Origin of the sequence: Sphingopyxis sp. Root1497, from assembly GCF_001427085.1 — a bacterium.
Taxonomy (GTDB): domain Bacteria; phylum Pseudomonadota; class Alphaproteobacteria; order Sphingomonadales; family Sphingomonadaceae; genus Sphingopyxis.
Genome location: NZ_LMGF01000002.1, coordinates 105,003 through 124,820, shown reverse-complemented (window position 1 = coordinate 124,820; position 19,818 = coordinate 105,003). Strand labels below are relative to the sequence as shown.

The 19,818-nt window shown below is 65.4% G+C and carries 21 protein-coding genes; 6 read left to right on the top strand and 15 right to left on the bottom strand.

The window, feature by feature from the left end; translation table 11 throughout:
- Positions 1–9: 9 nt before the first annotated feature.
- The 12 genes from tolR to ASD67_RS03125 form a co-directional block, all read right to left on the bottom strand.
- Positions 10–519 carry a protein TolR gene (gene tolR, locus ASD67_RS03180; RefSeq protein WP_056343272.1) on the bottom strand — a complete coding sequence of 170 codons (510 nt, stop codon included), beginning with the start codon at positions 517–519 and terminating at the stop codon, positions 10–12.
- The gene (tolQ, locus tag ASD67_RS03175) at positions 519–1,217 is read right to left on the bottom strand and encodes a protein TolQ (protein WP_056343269.1); all 699 of its coding nucleotides are present in this window, start codon (positions 1,215–1,217) and stop codon (positions 519–521) included. The genes tolR and tolQ overlap by 1 nt, the downstream gene beginning before the upstream one ends.
- Positions 1,211–1,690, bottom strand: coding sequence for a YbgC/FadM family acyl-CoA thioesterase (locus ASD67_RS03170; RefSeq protein WP_056343265.1), 480 nt, complete (start codon positions 1,688–1,690; stop codon positions 1,211–1,213). Before ASD67_RS03170 ends, tolQ begins: the two co-directional genes overlap by 7 nt.
- Positions 1,691–1,790: 100 nt before the next feature.
- Positions 1,791–2,813: a Holliday junction branch migration DNA helicase RuvB gene (gene ruvB / locus ASD67_RS03165; RefSeq protein ID WP_056343262.1), complete on the bottom strand. Its 1,023-nt coding sequence runs from the start codon at positions 2,811–2,813 to the stop codon at positions 1,791–1,793.
- Positions 2,814–3,017: 204 nt separating this feature from the next.
- The gene (locus ASD67_RS03160; protein WP_056343259.1) at positions 3,018–3,422 is read right to left on the bottom strand and encodes a GFA family protein; all 405 of its coding nucleotides are present in this window, start codon (positions 3,420–3,422) and stop codon (positions 3,018–3,020) included.
- Positions 3,415–4,104: an energy transducer TonB gene (locus ASD67_RS03155; protein WP_056343256.1), complete on the bottom strand. Its 690-nt coding sequence runs from the start codon at positions 4,102–4,104 to the stop codon at positions 3,415–3,417. The genes ASD67_RS03160 and ASD67_RS03155 overlap by 8 nt, the downstream gene beginning before the upstream one ends.
- Positions 4,101–4,700: a Holliday junction branch migration protein RuvA gene (ruvA, locus tag ASD67_RS03150; RefSeq protein WP_056343253.1), complete on the bottom strand. Its 600-nt coding sequence runs from the start codon at positions 4,698–4,700 to the stop codon at positions 4,101–4,103. Before ruvA ends, ASD67_RS03155 begins: the two co-directional genes overlap by 4 nt.
- A 376-nt stretch (positions 4,701–5,076) precedes the next feature.
- Entirely contained in the window at positions 5,077–5,550 is a 474-nt protein-coding gene (ruvC, locus tag ASD67_RS03145; RefSeq protein ID WP_056343251.1) for a crossover junction endodeoxyribonuclease RuvC, read from the bottom strand.
- Positions 5,551–5,646: 96 nt separating this feature from the next.
- Positions 5,647–6,393 (bottom strand): YebC/PmpR family DNA-binding transcriptional regulator, encoded by a 747-nt coding sequence (locus tag ASD67_RS03140; protein ID WP_056343248.1) that lies wholly within the window; start codon positions 6,391–6,393, stop codon positions 5,647–5,649.
- Between the two features lie 75 nt (positions 6,394–6,468).
- Positions 6,469–6,786 (bottom strand): YbjQ family protein, encoded by a 318-nt coding sequence (locus ASD67_RS03135; RefSeq protein ID WP_056343246.1) that lies wholly within the window; start codon positions 6,784–6,786, stop codon positions 6,469–6,471.
- A gap of 30 nt (positions 6,787–6,816) precedes the next feature.
- On the bottom strand, positions 6,817–7,059 hold the full coding sequence (locus ASD67_RS03130; protein WP_056343244.1) for a DUF2312 domain-containing protein: 243 nt from the start codon (positions 7,057–7,059) through the stop codon (positions 6,817–6,819).
- Positions 7,060–7,122: 63 nt separating this feature from the next.
- Entirely contained in the window at positions 7,123–7,443 is a 321-nt protein-coding gene (locus ASD67_RS03125) for a DUF1244 domain-containing protein (protein ID WP_056343241.1), read from the bottom strand.
- A 122-nt stretch (positions 7,444–7,565) separates the two neighbouring features.
- Here ASD67_RS03125 and pyk point away from each other — a divergent pair, with 122 nt between their 5' ends.
- The 6 genes from pyk (at position 7,566) to ASD67_RS03095 (ending at position 16,691) form a co-directional block, all read left to right on the top strand.
- Complete coding sequence (pyk, locus tag ASD67_RS03120) at positions 7,566–9,020, top strand: pyruvate kinase (protein WP_056343238.1); 1,455 nt, start codon at positions 7,566–7,568, stop codon at positions 9,018–9,020.
- Between the two features lie 188 nt (positions 9,021–9,208).
- Positions 9,209–9,982: an arginyltransferase gene (locus ASD67_RS03115; RefSeq protein ID WP_056343236.1), complete on the top strand. Its 774-nt coding sequence runs from the start codon at positions 9,209–9,211 to the stop codon at positions 9,980–9,982.
- A 251-nt stretch (positions 9,983–10,233) separates the two neighbouring features.
- A complete protein-coding gene (locus tag ASD67_RS03110) occupies positions 10,234–12,681 on the top strand; it encodes a cyclic nucleotide-binding domain-containing protein (RefSeq protein WP_056343234.1) in 2,448 nt (815 codons plus the stop codon).
- Positions 12,681–13,577: a hypothetical protein gene (locus ASD67_RS03105; RefSeq protein ID WP_056343232.1), complete on the top strand. Its 897-nt coding sequence runs from the start codon at positions 12,681–12,683 to the stop codon at positions 13,575–13,577. The genes ASD67_RS03110 and ASD67_RS03105 overlap by 1 nt, the downstream gene beginning before the upstream one ends.
- Before the next feature lie 19 nt (positions 13,578–13,596).
- Complete coding sequence (locus tag ASD67_RS03100) at positions 13,597–15,531, top strand: cytochrome c3 family protein (RefSeq protein ID WP_056343229.1); 1,935 nt, start codon at positions 13,597–13,599, stop codon at positions 15,529–15,531.
- Positions 15,532–15,842: 311 nt separating this feature from the next.
- On the top strand, positions 15,843–16,691 hold the full coding sequence (locus tag ASD67_RS03095) for a phosphodiesterase (RefSeq protein ID WP_056343226.1): 849 nt from the start codon (positions 15,843–15,845) through the stop codon (positions 16,689–16,691).
- Here ASD67_RS03095 and ASD67_RS03090 read toward each other — a convergent pair.
- From ASD67_RS03090 to cysS, 3 genes are all read right to left on the bottom strand, one after another.
- The gene (locus ASD67_RS03090) at positions 16,688–17,632 is read right to left on the bottom strand and encodes a D-2-hydroxyacid dehydrogenase (protein ID WP_056343224.1); all 945 of its coding nucleotides are present in this window, start codon (positions 17,630–17,632) and stop codon (positions 16,688–16,690) included. The two genes, ASD67_RS03095 and ASD67_RS03090, sit on opposite strands and share 4 nt — an antisense overlap.
- Positions 17,633–17,651: 19 nt before the next feature.
- On the bottom strand, positions 17,652–18,011 hold the full coding sequence (locus ASD67_RS03085; protein ID WP_056343221.1) for a hypothetical protein: 360 nt from the start codon (positions 18,009–18,011) through the stop codon (positions 17,652–17,654).
- A 325-nt stretch (positions 18,012–18,336) separates the two neighbouring features.
- On the bottom strand, positions 18,337–19,779 hold the full coding sequence (gene cysS / locus ASD67_RS03080) for a cysteine--tRNA ligase (RefSeq protein WP_056343433.1): 1,443 nt from the start codon (positions 19,777–19,779) through the stop codon (positions 18,337–18,339).
- Positions 19,780–19,818: the final 39 nt, after the last annotated feature.

Here is a 19,818-nt window from a genome sequence, read left to right as displayed (position 1 = left end):
GATGTCAGCCTATGGAGCCGTGCCTGAACCGTCGGTGACCGCAGGCGCTGGGCCTTCGGACCCGCCCTCCGATCCCGTGGTCACCAGCGCGATGCGGGTCAGCCCGGCGCGGTTGAGTTCGCCCATCACGCGCATGACGCGGCCGTAATCGAGCCCCTTGTCGGCGCGCAGCATGATCTGCTGCGGCCGCTCGCCTTCTTTCTGCGCCGCCGCGATCGCGTCGAGCCGTGCGGGCAGCTCGGCCTCAGGCACGACTTCCTCGCCGATATAGATGGTGTCGTCGCCGTTGATCGACAGCTGCACCGGCTCCTGCTCCTCGGTCTCGACCGGTTTGGCCCGGCTTTCGGGCAGATCGACGGGGACGGCGGAGGCGAGCAACGGCGCGGTGATCATGAAGATGATCAGCAGCACCAGCATGACGTCGACCAGCGGCGTGACGTTAATTTCGGACATCGGCGCGCGGCGCCCGCTGCGTCCGCGCCGCCCGGTGGCTCCGCCCGAGGGACCCGACATTGCCATTAGGCTTCGACCTCGAGCTCGCGGCTGAATGTCGCGTGCAGCCCGTCGGCAAAACGGCCGAGCCGCGATTCGAGCCGGTTCAGACGCTGCGAGAAGCTGTTGTAGGCGATGACCGCCGGGATCGCCGCGAACAGGCCGATCGCGGTCGCGAACAGCGCCTCGGCGATGCCCGGGGCCACGACATCAAGGCTGCTCTTGTTCTGCGCCGCGATCTCGGTGAAGGCGCGCATGATGCCCCACACGGTACCGAACAGGCCCACAAAAGGCGCGACCGAGCCGATGGTGGCGAGCACGCCGATCTTGTCCGCCAGCTTGTCGACTTCGCCCGCGACGGCGGCGTTCATCGCAATGCCCAGTCGCTCGCGGGTGCCGTCGCGGTCGACGCTCTTGCCCGCGGTCGAACGGCGCCATTCCGAAATCCCGGCGCCGAGTACTTTCGCGCTGGGCAGTTCCTCTCGGCCATTCTCGTCATAGAATTTGTCGATATTGCCCGCGCGCCAGAAATCGCGCTCGAACCGTTCGGACGCCTTCATCATCTTGCTGACGCCGCGGCCGTGGGTGGCGATCACCGTCCAGACATAGATGGACGCCGCAAGCAGGCCGATCATCACGCCCTTGACGACCCAGTCGGCCTGCAGGAACAGCGCGATCGGGGACAGCGTCGCCGCGTCGGCGGCCAGCGAAATATTGTTCAGCAAGGGAAATTCTCTCCATTCATGATGGCGGTGAAGCGCTGGACCCAATCGCCGGGCTGGCGGCGGGGACGGCCGGCTGGGGACAGGAAGGCCGCAGTGACACGCCCCTCGGTAAGCGTGTCGGAGCTTAACGCATCCTGACCGCGAAGGATGCGCTGCGCGATGATCACGCTCGCCCCGCGCACCGCCTCGACGGTGCTGACGACGAGCAGATCGTCGTCGAGTTTCGCGGGGGCACGATATTTGATGGCCAGGTCGGTGACCGCCCAGGCGCCTTCGCCGCCCTCCATCGCTGCGCGCTGGTCGATGCCGGCAAGGCGCAGCATGTCCGACCGCGCGCGCTCCATATAGCGCAGATAATTGGCGTGATAGACGATCCCCGACAGGTCGGTGTCCTCGAAATAGACGCGCGCACGGTAATGATGCGCGGCCCCGACAAAGGCGCCGGGGACGAAGGGGGGCGGGGCGTCGCTCATCTGGTTAACCGATAGCGATGCTTCGACTCGTCGCAAACCCCTGATCAACGGTTCGTCGCGCGATAATGCCGCTTGGTGGAAGAAAGTGGCGGATTTCCGCCTATTTTCCTTGGTCGAAGAGGCCGTCCTGGGCGCCCGCAGGCGGATTGAGCCCGAGATGTTTCCACGCGCTGGCGTTCATCATGCGGCCGCGTGCGGTGCGCGCGATCAGCCCGATCTGCAGCAGATAGGGCTCGATGACGTCCTCGATCGTGTCGCGGGGCTCGCTGAGACCTGCCGCCAGCGTTTCGACCCCGACCGGGCCGCCGCGATAAATATCCGCGATCATAAGGAGATAGCGCCGATCCATCGCGTCGAGCCCGAGTGCGTCGACTTCGAGCCGGTTGAGCGCGGCGTCGGCCGCTTTCGCATCGACGATCGCGTGTCCGGCAACGGTCGCGAAGTCGCGGACGCGGCGGAGCAGGCGGCCGGCAATGCGCGGGGTGCCGCGCGCGCGGCGCGCGATTTCGAGCGCGCCGTCGGGCGCGAGCGGCAGCGCGAGCAGCCGCGCGGCGCGCGTGATCACCTGTTCGAGTTCGCCATGGGTGTAGAAATTGAGCCGCACCGGGATGCCGAACCGGTCGCGCAGCGGCGTCGTCAGCAGGCCTTGCCGCGTCGTCGCGCCGACGAGAGTGAATTTGGGGAGGTCGATGCGCACGCTGCGCGCCGACGGCCCCTCGCCGATCATGATGTCGAGCGCGCGGTCCTCCATCGCGGGATAGAGGATTTCCTCGACCGCGGGCGACAGGCGGTGAATCTCGTCGATGAACAGCACGTCGCCATCCTCGAGGTTGGTGAGCAAGGCGGCGAGGTCGCCGGCCTTGGCGATCACCGGGCCGCTGGTCGATCGGAAACCGACGCCGAGCTCGCGCGCGACAATCTGCGCCAGCGTCGTCTTGCCGAGCCCCGGCGGGCCGAAGAACAGCACATGGTCGAGCGCATCGCCGCGCGATTTCGCGGCCTCTACGAAGATGCGCAGATTCTCGCGCGCCGCAGCCTGACCGACGAACTCGGCGAGCGTCTTGGGGCGTAGCGCGGCGTCGGCGTCCTCGGGGGTGCGCTGCGGGGTGGTGAGATCGGTCACGGTGTCGCCTTATACCTTCTCCCTCGGAGGGAGAAGGATACGAAGCCTTGCCGCTGAAAGCGGCTAGGCGAAGTTGGATGAGGGGGTTCGGCGGTGCGGACTCGCGATGACGGTGATCCCCTCACCCAGCTTCGACTAGGCTGCTGCGCAGCCAAGTCTGCGCAACCCTCGCCCGACGGGAGAGCGGAAAGGAGGTCGCGGCGGTCAATCATAATGATCGATGCCTTCGCCGGTGATCGAAACCCAAGGCTCCTTGCGCTCCTCATAGACCGAATAGTCGGGGACGAAGCCGTGGCCGGACTCGAAATTGCCGAGCGGGATGGCATAGGCGTCATGATAGGGCCGTGCGCGGTACCAGACCTGTGCGCCGCAGGTGGGGCAGAAGAAGAAGTCGGCGGTGTTGCCACTGTCGCCGGTATATTGCCACATCTTCGCTTCGCCCTCGGTACGGACCTGGTCCTCTGGGAAACGGACCTGCGCGGCGAAGGCGCTGCCGCTGCGCGCCTTGCACTCGCGGCAGTGGCACACCGACACGCGGATCGGCTCGCCGGTGCAGGCGATGCGGAGCTGGCCGCAACGGCAGGAGGCGTGGCGGGTGGGTTCAGTCATCGTCGCCGAACCAGCGAATCCTGTTTCGAAACTTGCCTTCGACGGGAAGGCCGACCCGATCACGGGCGGGCAGCACCCTCAGCCTTTCCATGACCAAGGCGCAGGTGCGCGTATCCAGCGACGCGTTTCCGCTCGACAGGGTAATCGTACAGTCCCGAAGCACTCCCTCCGAATCTGCAGTCACTTCGAAACCCACCATGCCCGAAGGCATCTTCGCTTTAGGGTCGTCGAACAGGTCCGCTCCCTTGATAGGGAAGCTTCCCTTCTGTCGAACCGGCTCAGCCAAATATGGCGTCAAATTGCCGAAGGCATCCTTTGTACATGCGTGTTTCAAAATGCGTTCGAATTCGGTGCCCAAGGCAAAGCTATCGACCAGCAGGCCGGCGTCATCGTGATATTCGATCAGCGTTCGATCGCCGTAGAAGAGGGAGTCCTTTAGCGTCACCGTGGTGCCTGCATCGCGCGCGACGGTTTCGATTTTCTCGCACTTCCGGTCGCACCATCGGCCCGAACTTCGATCGATCTGATAGTGTATGGTTTGAGCGCCGAATTTTGGTTCGCCATTCTCTTCGATCGGCGCGCACTCCAAGTCAAAACTTTGCGCATGCGCGGTCGTGGGGACCGCGGGGATCGTTAGCAGCCAGCTCAAAGCCAACGAAGTTCGCGAGCTCTTCATGATCATTTGGCTGCTTTCTGGAGAGCCACGCGAACTAGTGCATCCAAGCTCGCACCCGCGCCCAATTCCTCGTTCGCCGCCGCGACCGCGGCGCTTGCTTCGCCGGGTTTGAAGCCGAGCCCGGTGAGGGCTGTGACAGCGTCGCCGAGGGGGCCGGAGGTGGTGCCCCTGGCCGGACTCGAACCAGCAATGCCGCCGAGCGCGCCCGCCTTGTCTTTCAACTCATGCGTAATCCGCTGCGCCAGTTTCGGGCCGACGCCGTTGGCGCGGGCGATCATTGCGCTGTCGCCGCTGGCGAGCGCGCGCTGGAGGTCGGCGACTTCGAGCGCCGAGAGGATCGCGAGCGCGACCTTGGCGCCGACGCCCTGGACGCTGGTGAGCAGGCGGAACCAGTCGCGTTCCTCGGCGCGCGCGAAGCCGAGCAGGCGGAGGAAATCCTCGCCGACGAGCATTTCGGTGTGGATGGTGACGTCGCCGCCGACCGCGCCGAGCGCGTCGAGGGTGCGCGCCGAGGCCTCGACCAGATAGCCGACGCCGCCGACGTCGATCACCGCATGGCCTGCGCCGCTGCTGTCGAGCCGTCCGGTGAGTTTTGCGATCATTTCGCTGTGCTAGCCCGGCGGGAATGAAAAGGGAACAGGGAAGGAAAAAGGGGGCTCACGCAAAGGCGCGAAGGCGCGAAGAGATTTGCCTTGGTCCAGAAAAGCGACTTGCCACATCATAGTCACCCAGACTCTGTTTGGCGATCATGCCCTTGGCATCCGTAGGCTTCATCACTCCATCATTGCTTCGCTTCGCTCGCAATGACGTGATTACGGATGCAAACGGGATAAACGCCGACTTGTTTCAGGGGCCGTGGCCTGTCGTTTCCTTCGGCGCGGCACTGGATTTGCGTTCAGGCCATGGATGCTGAAACAAGTTCAGCATGACGAATGGAGGAGAGATCGAGACAATTTCTCCGCGTCTTCGCGTGAAATATCAAAAGCGCGGCCGGTGGTTCGCGTGGCAGATCGCCACCGCGAGCGCGTCTGCGGCATCGGCCCCCGCGACCTTGGCGCCCGGCAGCAGCACGCGCAGCATTGCTTGCACCTGTTCCTTCGCCGCGCCGCCGGTGCCGACGATCGCCTTCTTGACGAGGCGCGGAGCATATTCGCCGACCGTCAGCCCGGCGCGCGCGCAGCCGAGGAGGGCGACGCCGCGGGCGTGGGCGAGTTTCAGGGTCGATTGCGGGTTGTCGTTGACGAAGACCTCTTCGACCGCGGCCTGGCTTGGCGCATGGTCGGCGATCACCGCCGCGAGCGCCGTGTCGAGATGGGCGAGGCGGTCGGGCAGGGGGGCCTTGGCGTCGGTCTTGATCTGGCCGTTCGCGATATGGCTGATCCGGCTGCCCTCGACACGGATCACGCCCCAGCCGGTGCAGCTGAGCGAGGGGTCGAGGCCGAGGATGATCATGGTGACCCGTTCGTGTCGAGCGACGTCGAGACACCCAGACGGCGTGCGCGTCCGATGGGCATCTCGACGTCGCTCGATGCGAACGGGTTTTGGCGTTTAGCCAAGCTTTTCCATCACCTCGTCGGCGATGTCGTAGTTGCCCCACACGGTCTGGACGTCGTCGTCGTCGTCGAGGGTGTCGATCAGCTTGAACAGCGTTTGCGCGATGCTTTCGTCGGTGACGTCGCTCTTCAGCGTCGGGCGCCAGGCGAGCTTGACGCCTTCGGCTTCGCCGAGCTTGGCTTCGAGGGCCTTGGCGACTTCGTGCAGCCCGTCGACGTCGGTCCAGATGTCGTGGCCGTCCTCGGACGATTCGACATCGTTGGCGCCGGCATCGAGCGCGGCTTCGAACACGGTGTCGGCATCGCCCGCGGTCGCGGGATAGCTGATCAGGCCGAGGCGGTCGAAGCCGTGCGATACGCTGCCCGAGGTGCCGAGGTTACCGCCGTTCTTGGAAAAGGCGGTGCGGACGTTGGTCGCGGTGCGGTTGCGGTTGTCGGTCAGCGCCTCGACGATCAGCGACACGCCGCCCGGGCCATAGCCCTCGTAACGCATTTCTTCGTAATTATCGCCGTCGTTGCCTGCGGCCTTGTCGATCGAACGCTGGATATTGTCCTTGGGCACCGACTGCGCCTTGGCGGCGTTGATCGCGGCGCGCAGGCGGGCATTCGCGTCGGGATCGGGCAGGCCCATTTTCGCCGCGACGGTGATTTCGCGGCAGAGCTTGGAAAAGAGCGAGCTGCGCTTCTTGTCCTGCGCGCCCTTGCGGTACATGATGTTCTTATATTTGCTATGGCCGGCCATCGCCGTCCTCCATATGGTTTTGGGATGTGGGCGCCGCCCTAGCGCGGGCGCGGCGGGCAGACAACCGGTGCATCGTCAGAGGACGACCGCGGTCCCCGACGCGCTGACCATCAGCATCGACCCATTCTGGCCGAGCACCTCATAGTCGAGGTCGACGCCGATCACCGCATTGCCGCCGAGCTTGGCGGCCTCGGCCTCCATCTCGCCCAGCGCTTCCTTGCGGGCGCGGGCGAGGACGTCCTCATATTTGCCCGAGCGGCCGCCGACGATGTCGGTGATGCTGGCGAACAGGTCGCGGAACAGATTGGCGCCGACGATCACTTCGCCGGTGACGATGCCCAGATATTCGCGGACCGGGCGGCCCTCGACGGCGTTGGTGGTGGTGCTGAACATCGTCACTCTCTCCTGATCTGAATGTGGGCGTCAGTCGATGCCGAGCGCCGATTTATACACGTCGAGGATCGCTTCCATTTCCTTGCGGTCGTGGACCGGCAATTTGCGCAGGCGGACGATCTGGCGCATGATTTTCGGGTCGTAACCTTGCGATTTCGACTCATTATAGGTGTCGCGGATATCGTCGGCGATGCCCTTTTTCTCTTCTTCCAGCCGCTCGATACGCTCGATGAACAGGCGCAGTTGCTGGTCGGACACGGTGGCTTCGCTCATTTTGGACTCCGGTGATGGGGATGGTGGGACGCGAGAATCGCGCTTGGCGCGTCCCTAGCGAGGTCAGGGATTCTTCGCCATGCTTTCTTCCATCCGCCGGAGTTGTTCGGGGGTCGCGGCGGTGTGGTGGAGCGCCTTCCACTCGGCGGTCGGCATGCCGTGGACGATCGCGCGGCCATCCTGCTTGTCGATGCCGCCGGCCTCGGCGATCCAGTCGCCGAGACAGTTGCGGCAGAAGCCCGCGAGGCCCATCAGGTCGATGTTCGCGGCGTCGCTGCGATGCTGGAGCAAACGGACGAGGCGGCGAAAGGCCGCGGCGGCGACGGCATCGTCGAGCGTGTCGAGCGCGTCGTTCGGAACATTCTGGTCTTCGCTGCACGACATGATCGTTTCTCCACTGGGCCGGTTCGGGGCGATGAATAGCTATACGCGGCTTGCCTTGGCCGCCGCAACGCGCCTAGGCAAGCGGCCGACATTCACCCCCAGATTTTTGACCGGAGCACCCCGTGGTCCAGAGCTTCACTCCCCGCCAGCGCAAGGTGCGCATCCTCGCGACGCTTGGCCCCGCCAGCGCGACGCCCGACATGATCGCCGAACTGCACCGTGCCGGTGCCGACGCCTTTCGCGTCAACATGAGCCACGGCGATCATGAAGGCCATGCGAAGGTGATCGCCGCGATCCGCGCGCTGGAGAAGGATACCGGCCGCCCGACGACGATCCTCGTCGATCTGCAGGGGCCGAAGCTGCGCGTCGGGAGCTTTGCGGGTGGCCCGGTCGAACTGGTCAAGGGCAAACCCTTCGCGCTCGACACCGACAAGGCGCCAGGCGACGCGACGCGGGTGCATTTGCCGCATCCCGAATTGTTCGCGGCGCTCGAAGCCGGAACCCGGCTGCTGATCGACGACGGCAAGCTGGTGCTGCGCGTGCAGGCGGTGTCACCGACACGGATCGACACGGTCGTCGAGGTCGGGGGGAAGATTTCGGATCGCAAGGGTGTCAATGTTCCCGACGTCGTCGTGCCGCTCGCGGCGCTGACCGAAAAGGACCGCCGCGACCTGACATTCGCGCTCGAACAGCATGTCGACTGGATCGCTTTGTCGTTCGTCCAGCGGCCCGAGGACGTCGCCGAGGCGCGGACGCTGATCGGCGGCAAGGCGGCGCTGCTGGTGAAATTCGAAAAGCCGTCGGGGGTCCAGCGGATCGAGGAGATCCTCGAGCTTGCCGACGCCGCGATGGTCGCGCGCGGCGACCTGGGGGTCGAATTGCCACCTGAAGCCGTTCCGCCGCTGCAAAAGCGCATCGTCGCGACCGCGCGGCGGATGGGCAAGCCGGTGGTCGTCGCGACGCAGATGCTCGAATCGATGATCACCTCACCCTCGCCGACGCGCGCCGAGGTGTCCGATGTTGCGACCGCGATCTATGACGGCGCCGACGCGATCATGCTGTCGGCCGAGACCGCGGCGGGCGCCTGGCCGGTCGAGGCGGTGACGATGATGGATTCGATCGCGCGCTCGGTCGAAAGCGATCCCGATTATTTCCGCCGCCTGCATTTCACCGAGACGTTGCCCGACGCGACGACCGCCGATGCGCTGGCGGAAGCGGCGGGGAGCATCATCGCGACGATCGCCGCCGATGCGATCATCTGTTTCACCGCGTCGGGTTCGACCGCGCGCCGCGTCGCGCGCGAGCGGCCGAATGCGCCGCTGCTCGTGCTGACCCCGAAGAAAGAGGCGGCGCGGCGGCTCGGGCTGCTGTGGGGCGCGCATGCGGTACCGACGAAGGACATCGGCAGCTTCGAGGAGATGATCGCCAAGGGCAAGCGCATGGCGCTGCGCCACGGCATCGGCCGGCCCGGTGCGAAGCTGGTGATGATGGCGGGGGTGCCGTTCGGGACCCCGGGGTCGACCAATGTGCTGCATGTCGCGACGCTGACCGGCGATGAATTGCGCGGTTACAGCTGAGGGTTGATTCAGTCCGGCACAGATGTGCCGGACAGGCACAATTTTTATCGGTCGGACCCGCGTGCGGACGGTCGAAATTGGTAAATCCTCTTTGCACCATCGGCGCGGCGCGGCATAACCCCCTGCATCAACGCGTCGGGGGGCCTTGCGTCGGGGCCTGCTGCGCCAGTTTCGGAGATGAAGCCCGCGTGTCCGCCCCGTTCCGATTCCCGCGCTTTTTTGTCACCAGCCCGGCGCCTTGCCCGTATCTGGCGGGCAAGACCGAGCGCAAGGTGTTCACCGAACTCAGCGGCCACAGCGCGGGCGAACTCAACGACGCGCTCGGCCGCATCGGCTTTCGTCGCAGCCAGTCGGTCGCCTATCGCCCGAGCTGTTCGGATTGCGCCGCGTGCGTGTCGGTGCGCGTGTGCGCCGGCGAATTCGCGCCGAACACGTCGCATAAGCGCAATGTGCGCCGCAACGGCGACATCGTCGCGACCGCCTGCAAGCCCTGGGCGACCGAGGAACAATATGCGCTGCTCCGCGCCTATCTCGCCTCACGCCATCCCAATGGCGGCATGGCCGACATGGACGAACAGGATTTCGCCGACATGGTCGAACAGACCCCGGTCGACTCCTATCTGATCGAATATCGCGAACCGACGGTCGACGGCGTGCGCGGGCGGCTGATCGGATGCTGCCTCACCGACCGGCAGAGCGACGGCTTGTCGATGATCTACAGCTTCTTCGATGCGTCGCACCCGCTGCGCGAGGGACTCGGCACGTACATCATCCTCGACCATGTCCAGCGCGCAGCGCAGGCGGGGCTGGCCTATGTCTATCTTGGCTATTGGATCGAGGGGTCAGCGCGCATGGCGTATAAGGCGCGCTTCCGGCCGCTCGAAAAGCTTGGCCCCGAGGGCTGGTCGCGATTCGAGCCGGTCGCGTCGGACCGTATCGCCGCGCAGTTCGAACTCGCCTGACACGCGGCGTTTTTGGCGTGGTCGGGGCGCTGTTGCGAACGGCTCGCAGCAGCCAGAAACTGGACGTTCGCCGGTTGACCTTTCCCCGCTTTCAAGGGCATAGCTTGACGCCCAGGACATAAGTCCGGGTCGCATCCATATTGTACTCGCCGGGGGGCTGGCGACAGGGGGACAGGGATGCCCGTGCGCAGGTTTGTGAGCATCACGGCGACAAGGTCGGGCGGCGTATCGCGCGGCTGGCGGACGCGCGCATGAGCGAGTCGGTCCCCAATGTCGTAAGGGTCGCGATCATCGGGTCGGGTCCCGCGGGGCTGAGCGCCGCGTCGCGCGCCGGACAGCTTGGCCTGTCGCACATCCTGCTCGAAAAGACCGATCACCTTTCCGACACCATCTTCAAATATCAGAAGGGCAAGCGCGTGCTGGCGACGCCCGAGCGGCTCGACCTCAGGTCCGACTGCCGCTTCGCCGAGGGCGCGCGCGAATATATCCTCGGCAACTGGGACGAGGATGCCGCGAACAACAAGGTCCAGGTCGCCTATCATGCCGAAGTCGCCGAGGTGACCGGGCAAAAGGGCGCGTTCGCGATCAAGACCGCCAAGGGTGACGTGTTTCACGCCGAAAACATCATCCTCGCGATCGGCACGCAGGGCAATCCGAACCGGATGCGCTGCCCCGGCAACGACCTGCCGCACATCATCTATACCGTCGACGACCCCGAGGATTTCAAGGATAAGCATATCACCGTCGTCGGGTCGGGCGACGCGGGCATCGAGAATGCGCTCGGCGTCGCCGAGGAGGCGCTGGAAAACACCGTCACCATCCTCAACCGCTCGAAGGATTTCGCGCGCGCCAAGGCCAAGAATGTCTCCGACATGATGGAGGCGGGCGAAAATGGTTTCATGTCGATCCGCACCGAGACCCAGCCCAAGCTGGTCGAGCCCGGCTGGCTGACGCTGGAAACCCCGACCGGCGACGAAAAGATCGAGTGCGACGTGATCGTTGCGCGCCTGGGGTCGGTCGCGCCGCGCGCGTTCGTCGAGTCGATGGGGATCGAATTCACCGGCCCCGATCGCGAAGCCTTTCCGAAACTGTCGCCGACCTTTGAATCGACCGTCCCCGGCATTTTCGTCATCGGCGCGCTCGCGGGCTATCCGCTGATCAAGCATTGCATGAACCAGGGCTATGACGTCGTCGAGTTCATCAATGGCAACACTGACCTGACCCCCGCCGACGAAAAGGATCTGGCGGCGATCTTTGAGAAATTGCCGCAGAAGAAATCGGTCAGCGAGTGGCTGGACTATATCCGCACCCGCGTCCGCATCTTCGCCGATGTCTCGCCGCTGCAGATGCGCGAGTTCATGCTCGATTCGAAGGTCGGCTATTATCCCAAGGGGGAAGTCGTCTTCTACGCCGACGAGCCGGGATCGTCGCTGTTCGCGATCGCCGACGGCCATGCCGTGGTCGAGATCGGGTCCGACATGACGGTGCCGATCGAGCAGGGGTCGATCTTCGGCGAGGTCGGCCTGATCTCGGGCCGCAAGCGCGGCGCGACGATCCGCGCCGGCGAGGATAGCATCTTTGTCGAGGTGTCGCGTACCGCCGCGCTCAAGCTGATGGCGTCGGTGCCGGGCGCCAAGCGCGTGATCAACCGCATCTCGCTGGAGCGCCAGCTGCTCCAGATCTTCAAGGGCGGGCTGACGGTCGAGGATCTCGAACCGATCGTCGAGGATCCGGCGATCGAACGCTTTCCGGCGGGCAAGGTCGTGCTCGCCGAGGGCGACGAGGGCGACGATGTCTATGTCGTGCGCTCGGGCTCGATGGTGGTCGAGAAGGATATCGGCGGCAAGGCGATCTTCCTGCGCTACCTGCCGGCGGGCAGCTATTTCGGCGAAATGGCGGTGCTCAGCGGCGCGCCGCGCAACGCCACGGTCAAGGCCGCGGTCGCGAGCGAAGTGATCCGGCTGAAGGGACAGCAGTTCAAGGAAATGCTCGCCAAGCGGCCGAAGGTCCGCGAGGCGACCGAGGCCGCGGTCGCCGAGCGCGCCGCGATGAATGCCTTCATCGAATCGCGCAAAGCGAGCTATTCGAGCGCGGTCGACCTGTATTCGGACACCGCCGGCTTCATCATGAAGGAAGGGCTGGGCGAGGCGACCGACGCGTTGCTGATCGACGAGAATCTCTGTGTTGGCTGCGACAATTGCGAAAAGGCCTGCGCCGACAGCCATGAAGGGCTGTCGCGGCTCGACCGTGAGGCGGGCAAGACCTTCGCGCATCTGCATGTGCCGACAAGCTGTCGCCACTGCGAGCATCCGCATTGCATGGCCGACTGCCCGCCGAACGTCATCCACCGCGGCCCCGACGGCGAGGTGTTCATGGAGCCGGGGTGCATCGGCTGCGGCAACTGCATGCGCAACTGCCCCTATGGCGTGATCCGCATGGAGGCGGCACCACCCGAGAAGCCGAGCCTGCTGCGCTGGCTGCTCACTGGTTTCGGTCCCGGTCCCGGCGAACCCTCGCCCAAATGGACCAAGAAGAAACTGGGCGAGGAGAAGCCGAAGAAGATCGCGGTCAAATGCGACATGTGCAAGGGCATCGCGGGCGGCCCCGCATGCGTGCGGGCGTGCCCGACCGGCGCCGCGATCCGCGTATCGCCCGAGGAATTCCTGTCGATCGCGCGGCTCGAAGAGGACGCCGGCTGATGGCGAGCCTGTTTTCGAACCTGTTCCGCGGCGGCCGCCGCAGCAAGGCGACGCAGACCGAACGCGTCCGCGAGCGGCGGCACGAGGGTTTCCTGCGCTACGCCAATTTCCGCTGGGCCAAGATTTCGGGCGGGCTCTGCCTGCTGATCATCGTCAGCTATGCGATGGTCGACGTGACGCCGCGGCACAATGGCGGCAGCTGGTACGGCTATACGCTCGGCACGCTCGGCGCCGGGCTGATCCTGTGGCTCACCGCATTGGGCTATCGCAAGCGCAAGATGACGAGCGATTACTGGTCGCTCAAGGCCTGGACCTCGGCGCATGTCTATCTCGGGCTCAGCCTGATGGTGATCGGCACCTGGCACACCGGCTTTCAGCTCGGCTGGAACGTCCATACGCTCGCCTGGGCGCTGATGATGCTGGTCATCCTGTCGGGGCTTTACGGCATCGTCGTCTATTCGACGCTTCCCGCGGCGCTGTCGAACAATCGCGACGAGATGACGCAGATGCAGATGCTCGAGGCGATCCGTGCCTTCGACCGCCAGCTGCACAGCGCCGCACAGCCGCTGACCCCCGAGGACACCGCGCCGGTGCTCGCGGCGCTGGACGAGGACCCTTTCGCGGGCGGCATCGGCGCGCGCTTGTCGGGGCGCTATCCCAAATGCGCGACAGCCGCCGCGCTGCACACGCTCGCGGGATCGCGCAGCAGCGATGCCGATGCGCGCGAGAAGGTCGTCGGGCTGTTGAAGCAGAAACAGGCGGCGCTCGGGCGGCTGCGCCAGCATCTGCGCATCCGCGCGCTGCTCGAAATCTGGCTTTACGTGCATGTGCCGCTGACCTTTGCGCTGATCGCGGCGCTGTCGGCGCACATCATCAGCGTGTTCTTCTATTGGTAAGGCGAGGGGAGGGGGAAATATGAGCTTCATCCTGCGCCGTATCTCGACAACGAAGACCGGCAAACAGATCATCCGCGACCAGGCGCTGCCCGGCGATGCGATCACGCTGGGCCGCGAAGGCGGCAACATCATTCACATCGCCGACCTGGCGGTGAACCCGCATCATGCGACGATCACCAGCACCGACGGGCGTCATGTCCGGGTGCAGGCGCAGGAGGGGCTGGGCTTCGACATCAACGGCCGGCCCGAGACGGTCGCCGACATCGACAGCGCCGCCGGTGCCGAGCTGCGCTTCGGTGGCCACCGCCTGACGATCGCGCGCGAGGGCGAGGCGATCATCCTGCTCGTCGAACGCATCGACGAGCTGTCGCAGTCGTCGAAGGACGTCGACGAGGCCAAGGCCTTCTCGCTGCAAGGGGTGATGCCGGGTAAGCGTGTCGGCGCCTGGACCTTCGCGATCCTGATGCTGCTCGCCTTCCTCGTCGGGCCGATCTGGGCCTGGCAGAGCTACAAGAATGTCGACGAGCGGCCGAAGGGTTATCATGCCGACACCGCCTGGCTGTCGGGGCCGCTGTCGAGCGCGCACGCCAATCTGAAGAACGACTGCCAGTCGTGCCATGTCGAGCCGTTCGTGGCGGTGACCGACAAGGCGTGCGTCGGCTGTCACACCGGCGAGCATAAGGCGATGAGTACCGCGCACGCCAATGCGCCGACCGCGATGCTGCTCGCGGCGCGCGCGCCGCCGGGCGGGTTCGACAAATTCCTCGCAGGGGTCGGGCAGGCGTTCAACCGGCCGCAGGGTCGCTGCGTCGAATGTCATACCGAGCATGAGGGCGCGGGGCCGATGGCGGCGACGCCGCAGAAATTCTGCGCCGATTGCCATGAGGGCATGAACGGCCGGCTGAAGGCCGCGGGGCATCCGACCGCGCTTGCCGATGCCGGCGATTTCGGCACCAGCCATCCCGATTTCCGTCCGCTCGTCCACGCGACGCCGGGCGCCAAGCCGGTGCGCGCCGCGCTCGGCAAGCCGCCGCTCGACTATAACGGCCTGAAATTCCCGCACGACCTGCACCTGCAGGCGGCCGGCGGGGTCGCGCGCATGGCGGCGAGCTTCCGGGGCCGCTACGACTTCGGCAAGAAGCTCGAATGCGCGAACTGTCACAAGCCCGACGCCGACGGGGTGCGGATCAAGCCGGTCGAGATGGAGCGCGATTGCGCGATGTGTCACAGCCTCGCCTTCGAAACCGTCGGCGGCGTGACGCGGACGCTGCGCCACGGCGAGCCTGGACAGGTCGTTGCCGACCTCACCGCTTATTATCGTTCGACCCCGCCCGCACGGCCGCTGCAACTCGGCGGCATGGAGCGGCGGCGGCCGGGCCAATATGCCGAGGGGCAGGTCTACAACATCTATTTCCGCGAGGTCGCAGTGCGGCCGAGCCGCGCCCAGGACGCCGTGCGTGCGGTCTTTTCGAAGGGCGGGGCCTGTTACGACTGCCACACGATCTTTGCGCCGACGTCGGGCAACGACTGGCGAGTGATGGCGGTCAATCAGACGCCGCGCTTCCTGCAAAAGGGCTGGTTCGACCATGACGCGCACAAGGAAACCGAATGCGCCGACTGCCACACCGCGGCGAGCGCGTCGAAACAATCGGCCGACCTGCTCGTCCCGGGGCTGCGCCAGTGCCGCGACTGCCATGTCGGCGAGGGCGGCGCGCGGCTGGTCAAGGTCGAGACCGCGACCGAATCGCCCTGCGCGATGTGCCACGAATATCACAGCGACGGCGGCAAACCCTGGATGCCTCCGACCCAGCGCAAGAAAAAGACGGCGTTCATGACAAAACAACCGTCGCACGATACTTATGCTGTGAGCCAAATCACAGGGCGTGTGGGCCGAAATCTTTATAATGTGACTTGGCGCACTCCAGCGCTACAAGCCACTGAACAGGGCGGATGACAACAGGGCGGTCGGACCAGCCGACCAAAAGGGCCTAAACCCAAGAACTGCGCGCTCGAGGTTTGAAGCGATTTTGTTCAGGGCCAGAAAGCGAGGGGCAGGAATATGTCGATATTTCAACACTCGCTGACGCAGCCATGGACAAAATCGATCAAATCCCGAAGGGACGCCGAAATGGCTTCGATCTCGCCTGCGCGCGGCCTTGCAGATGGAACCACCATCCGCGGCGGCCACGCGAAGGCGATATCTTCGCCATTTCGACGCCTCGAACGCGCAGTTCTTGGGTTTAGGCCCTGAGACAGGGGACGGATATGCTGATCGCCCAGATCACCGATATCCATATCGGGTTCGATCCGGACAATCCGGCCGAATATAATCGCAAGCGGCTGGACGAGGTGCTCGACCTGCTGATCGAGGGGCCGAACCGGCCCGACCTGTTGCTCGCCACCGGCGACATCACCGATCGCGGCGATCCGGACAGCTATCGCCGTCTGGCGACGGCCTTTTCGCGCTGCCCCTTTCCGGTGTGGCCGAGCGTCGGAAACCACGACCTGCGCGACAATTTTCATGCGCAGTTTCCGGGCTTCGACGACGGCAACGGCTTTATCCAGTACAGCATCGACCTGCCCGAACTGCGGCTGGTCACCGTCGATACGCTTGAGGAAGGGCGCCATGGCGGCGCCTTTTGCGAGGCGCGCGCGGCGTGGCTCGACGCCGAACTGGCGAAGGACCCGGCCAAGCCGACCTATGTCGTGATGCACCATCCGCCGGTCGAAAGCGGGATCGAGTGGATGAACACGCATCCCGACGAACCCTGGGTCGCGACCTTCACCGACGTGATCCGCCGCCACCCGCAGGTACGCGGGCTGATATGCGGGCATCTTCACCGCAGCGTCACCGTGTCGTGGGAGGGGCGGACCATCGCCATATGTTCGTCGACCGCGCCGCAGGTGTCGCTCGACCTCAGGCCCATCGACGAGAACAAGCCCGACGACCGCCCGATGATCGTCGCCGAAGACCCCGCCTATGCGCTCCATCGCTGGAACGGGCGCGAGCTGGTGAGCTTCTACGACCACGCCGGATCGCACACGATGCTGGCGAAATATGACGAGCGGCTGCAACCGCTGGTGCGCGAGTTGAAGGCCGAACGGCCGGGCTAATAGCCCAGCGTCAGGTCGACGCGCGGCTCGACCGCTTCGCCCTTGTGCCAGCGGCCGAGATTTTCGAGGAAGCGCTCGGCGGCGCGCACGAACATTTTGTCCTGCGCACGGCCCGACAGGTGCATGGTGATATGCGCATTGTCGAGGCTCCACAGCACGTCGTCGGCGGGCAGCGGTTCGGGGCTGGTGACGTCGAGGAAGGCCGCGGCGATCTGCTTGGCGTCGAGCGCGGTGACCAGCGCCGCCTGGTCGACGACGCTGCCGCGTGCGATGTTGATCAAAGTCGCGGACGGCTTCATCGCGGCGAGTTCGGCGGCGCCGATCATGCCCTCGGTCTCTGGCGTCGCGGGGACGGCGAGGATCACCCAGTCATAGTCGCCGAGCCGATCGCGCCACTGGTCAGGGGTCAGCGTGTTCGGTCCCGGTGAGCGGCGCACGACGGTGACGTCGACGTTGAACGCCTTCAGCCGCTCCTCGACCAGCTTGCCGATCGCGCCATAGCCGAGCAGCAGCGCCTTCGACCCGTAGAGTTCGACCTTGCCGGGCGAATCCTGGAGCCATTCATGCCGCTCCTGCGCGCGCACGACTTCGCGGTACCCCTTGGCGACGGTGAGCATGCCCATCACGACATATTCGGCGATGGTGATCGCGTTGATGCCGACGCCATTGGTGAGCACCGTGCCGCGCTCGGCGAGCAGGCCCAGCGGGATGCCGTCGACCCCGGCATAGATCGAGTTCAGCCAGCGCATCTTCGCCGCAGCGGTGATCGCGGCGGCCATGTCGCGCTTGTCGTACATGTCGAACCAGCCAATGTCGGCCTCGGGCGCGAGCGCCATCGCCTCCTCCTTCGACTGGAAAAAGCGCGGCTCGACCCAGTCGGGCAGGCGGCTTTCGATGAGCGGACGGACGAGGCCCGAGAGGACGGTGACGGTCTTGGTCATTGGTTGGCGATCCCGTGTTTCAGGCGGGGGAGAAGGCCCGCCAGACCACTATGGCCAAAAAGGGCAGTCCGGCAAGGTCGGCGAACGCAATGGTGCGGAGCGACGGGGGCGATCCGGCCTGCCAATAGAGCCACAGGAAGGAGAGCATGCTGATCGCGGCGGCGACGCTGGCGGCACGGCGCGTGCCGGGGTCGAACGCCGCCCAGACGCAGAGGGTGCAGACGACGACGAACAGCGCCGCGCGGTGGTGGAGCAGCAGAAAGGTCGGGCTTTGGGCGTCGGTCGCGTAGAGGCGCGTCAGCATCGCGGGGCGGAAGAAGGCGAGCGCCGGGGCGAGGTGGATGAGCGCGAGGATGAGCCAGGCGATGCGGTCGAGCATGGCGGGAGTGTAGCGCTTACAGGAGTGTAAGCAAGGGGCGTGGCGTCAGATTTGGGGTGGGAAGCGGACGGTGCCGATCCTCCCCGGCACGGGGAGGGGGACCACCCGAAGGGTAGCGGAGGGGCACAGGAGGTTTCCGCAGCGTGAGACCGGAAAGGCCTTCATCGCCTGGGACTTATCCATAATGACCCATGGTGCGCGATCTCAACGGAGTGCCAAACTGCCTGTACCCCTCCACCAGCTTCGCTGGTCCCCCTCCCCGTTCCGGGGCGGAGCGCTATGGCCGCTACCGGTCGAAATCCAACCTCGCCCATGATTACGGCAGCTATGCCTCCAACCGCCAATCCCAGCCGAGCGGGTCGCCGTCCATCACCTCGACCCCGGCGGCGATGAGCTCGTCGCGCAGCGCGTCGGAGGTCGCGAAGTCCTTGGCCGCGCGCGCGTCCTTGCGGCGAATGAGGGTGGCTTCGATGTCGGCTTCGGCGATCGCTGCGGCCTTGGGGCGGACGCGCAGGTCGGCGCGGCTGATCGCCAGCAGGTCGAGGCCGAGCACAGCGTCCATCGCGACGAGCGCCGTGCGCTTCTGCCCGGCGTCGATCTTTTTCATCGCCGCTGCTTCTTCGAGCAGGGTCAATGCGACGGCAGTGTTGAGGTCGTCGGACATCGCCGCGTCGAATTTGGCCAAGAGGTCGGTCAGCCGGCGATCGGCGACCGGCGCATCGTCGGCGTCGCGAAGGGTGGCGACTGCCATCACCATCCGCTTCAACCGCGTCAGCGCCGCACCCAGCCCCTCCCACGAGAACTCCAGTTCGCTGCGATAATGCGCCTGCAGGCACATCAGGCGATAGGCGAGTGGGTGGTAGCCCTTGTCGATCAAGAGCTGGACACGCAAAAACTCGCCGCTGGATTTCGACATCTTGCCGCTGCGTTCGACGAGGAAATTATTGTGCATCCAGAAACGCGCGCCGCTGGCGTCGCTGCAGCTGTGCGCCTGGTTCTGCGCGATTTCGTTCGGGTGGTGGATCTCGCGATGGTCGATGCCGCCGGTGTGGATGTCGAACGGGAAACCAAGCAGCGCCTCCGACATCACGGAGCATTCGAGATGCCAGCCCGGCGCGCCGCGGCCCCAGGGCGAATCCCATTCCATCTGGCGCGTCTCGCCAGTGGGCGTCTTGCGCCAGATCGCGAAATCGGCAGGCTGGCGCTTGCCGTCGACGGGGTCGATGCGGCTCTCGCCTTCATCGGTGCCGTGGCGTGCGAGGCGCCCGTAATTATTGACACTCGCGGTGTCGAAATAGAGGCCGCTGTCCAGTTCGTAGCAATGTTTGTCGGCGATCGCCTTGGCGAACTCGATCATCTGCGGGACATAGTCGGTGGCGATCGACCAGTGCGCGGGCTGGCGGATATTGAGCGCCTTGATGTCGGCCCAATAGGCCTCGGTATAATGGCGCGCGATGTCCCAGATCGACTGCGCGCGCTCGGCCGCCGCTTTTTCGAGCTTGTCCTCGCCCGCATCGGCGTCGTCGGTCAGATGGCCGACGTCGGTGATGTTGATGACATGGGTGAGCTTGTACCCCTTGAACGACAGCGTGCGCCCGAGCGTGTCGGCGAAGACATAAGCGCGCATATTGCCGATATGCGGATAGTTATAGACCGTCGGCCCGCACGAATAGACGCGCGCCTCGCCCGGATGGACGGGGACGAACTCCTCGAGGGAGCGCGTCAGGCTGTTGAACAGCTTCAGCGGCAGGGCAGGGGCGTCGGTCATCGACCGCGCCATGCCCCGCCGCGAGGCCCAACGTCAACC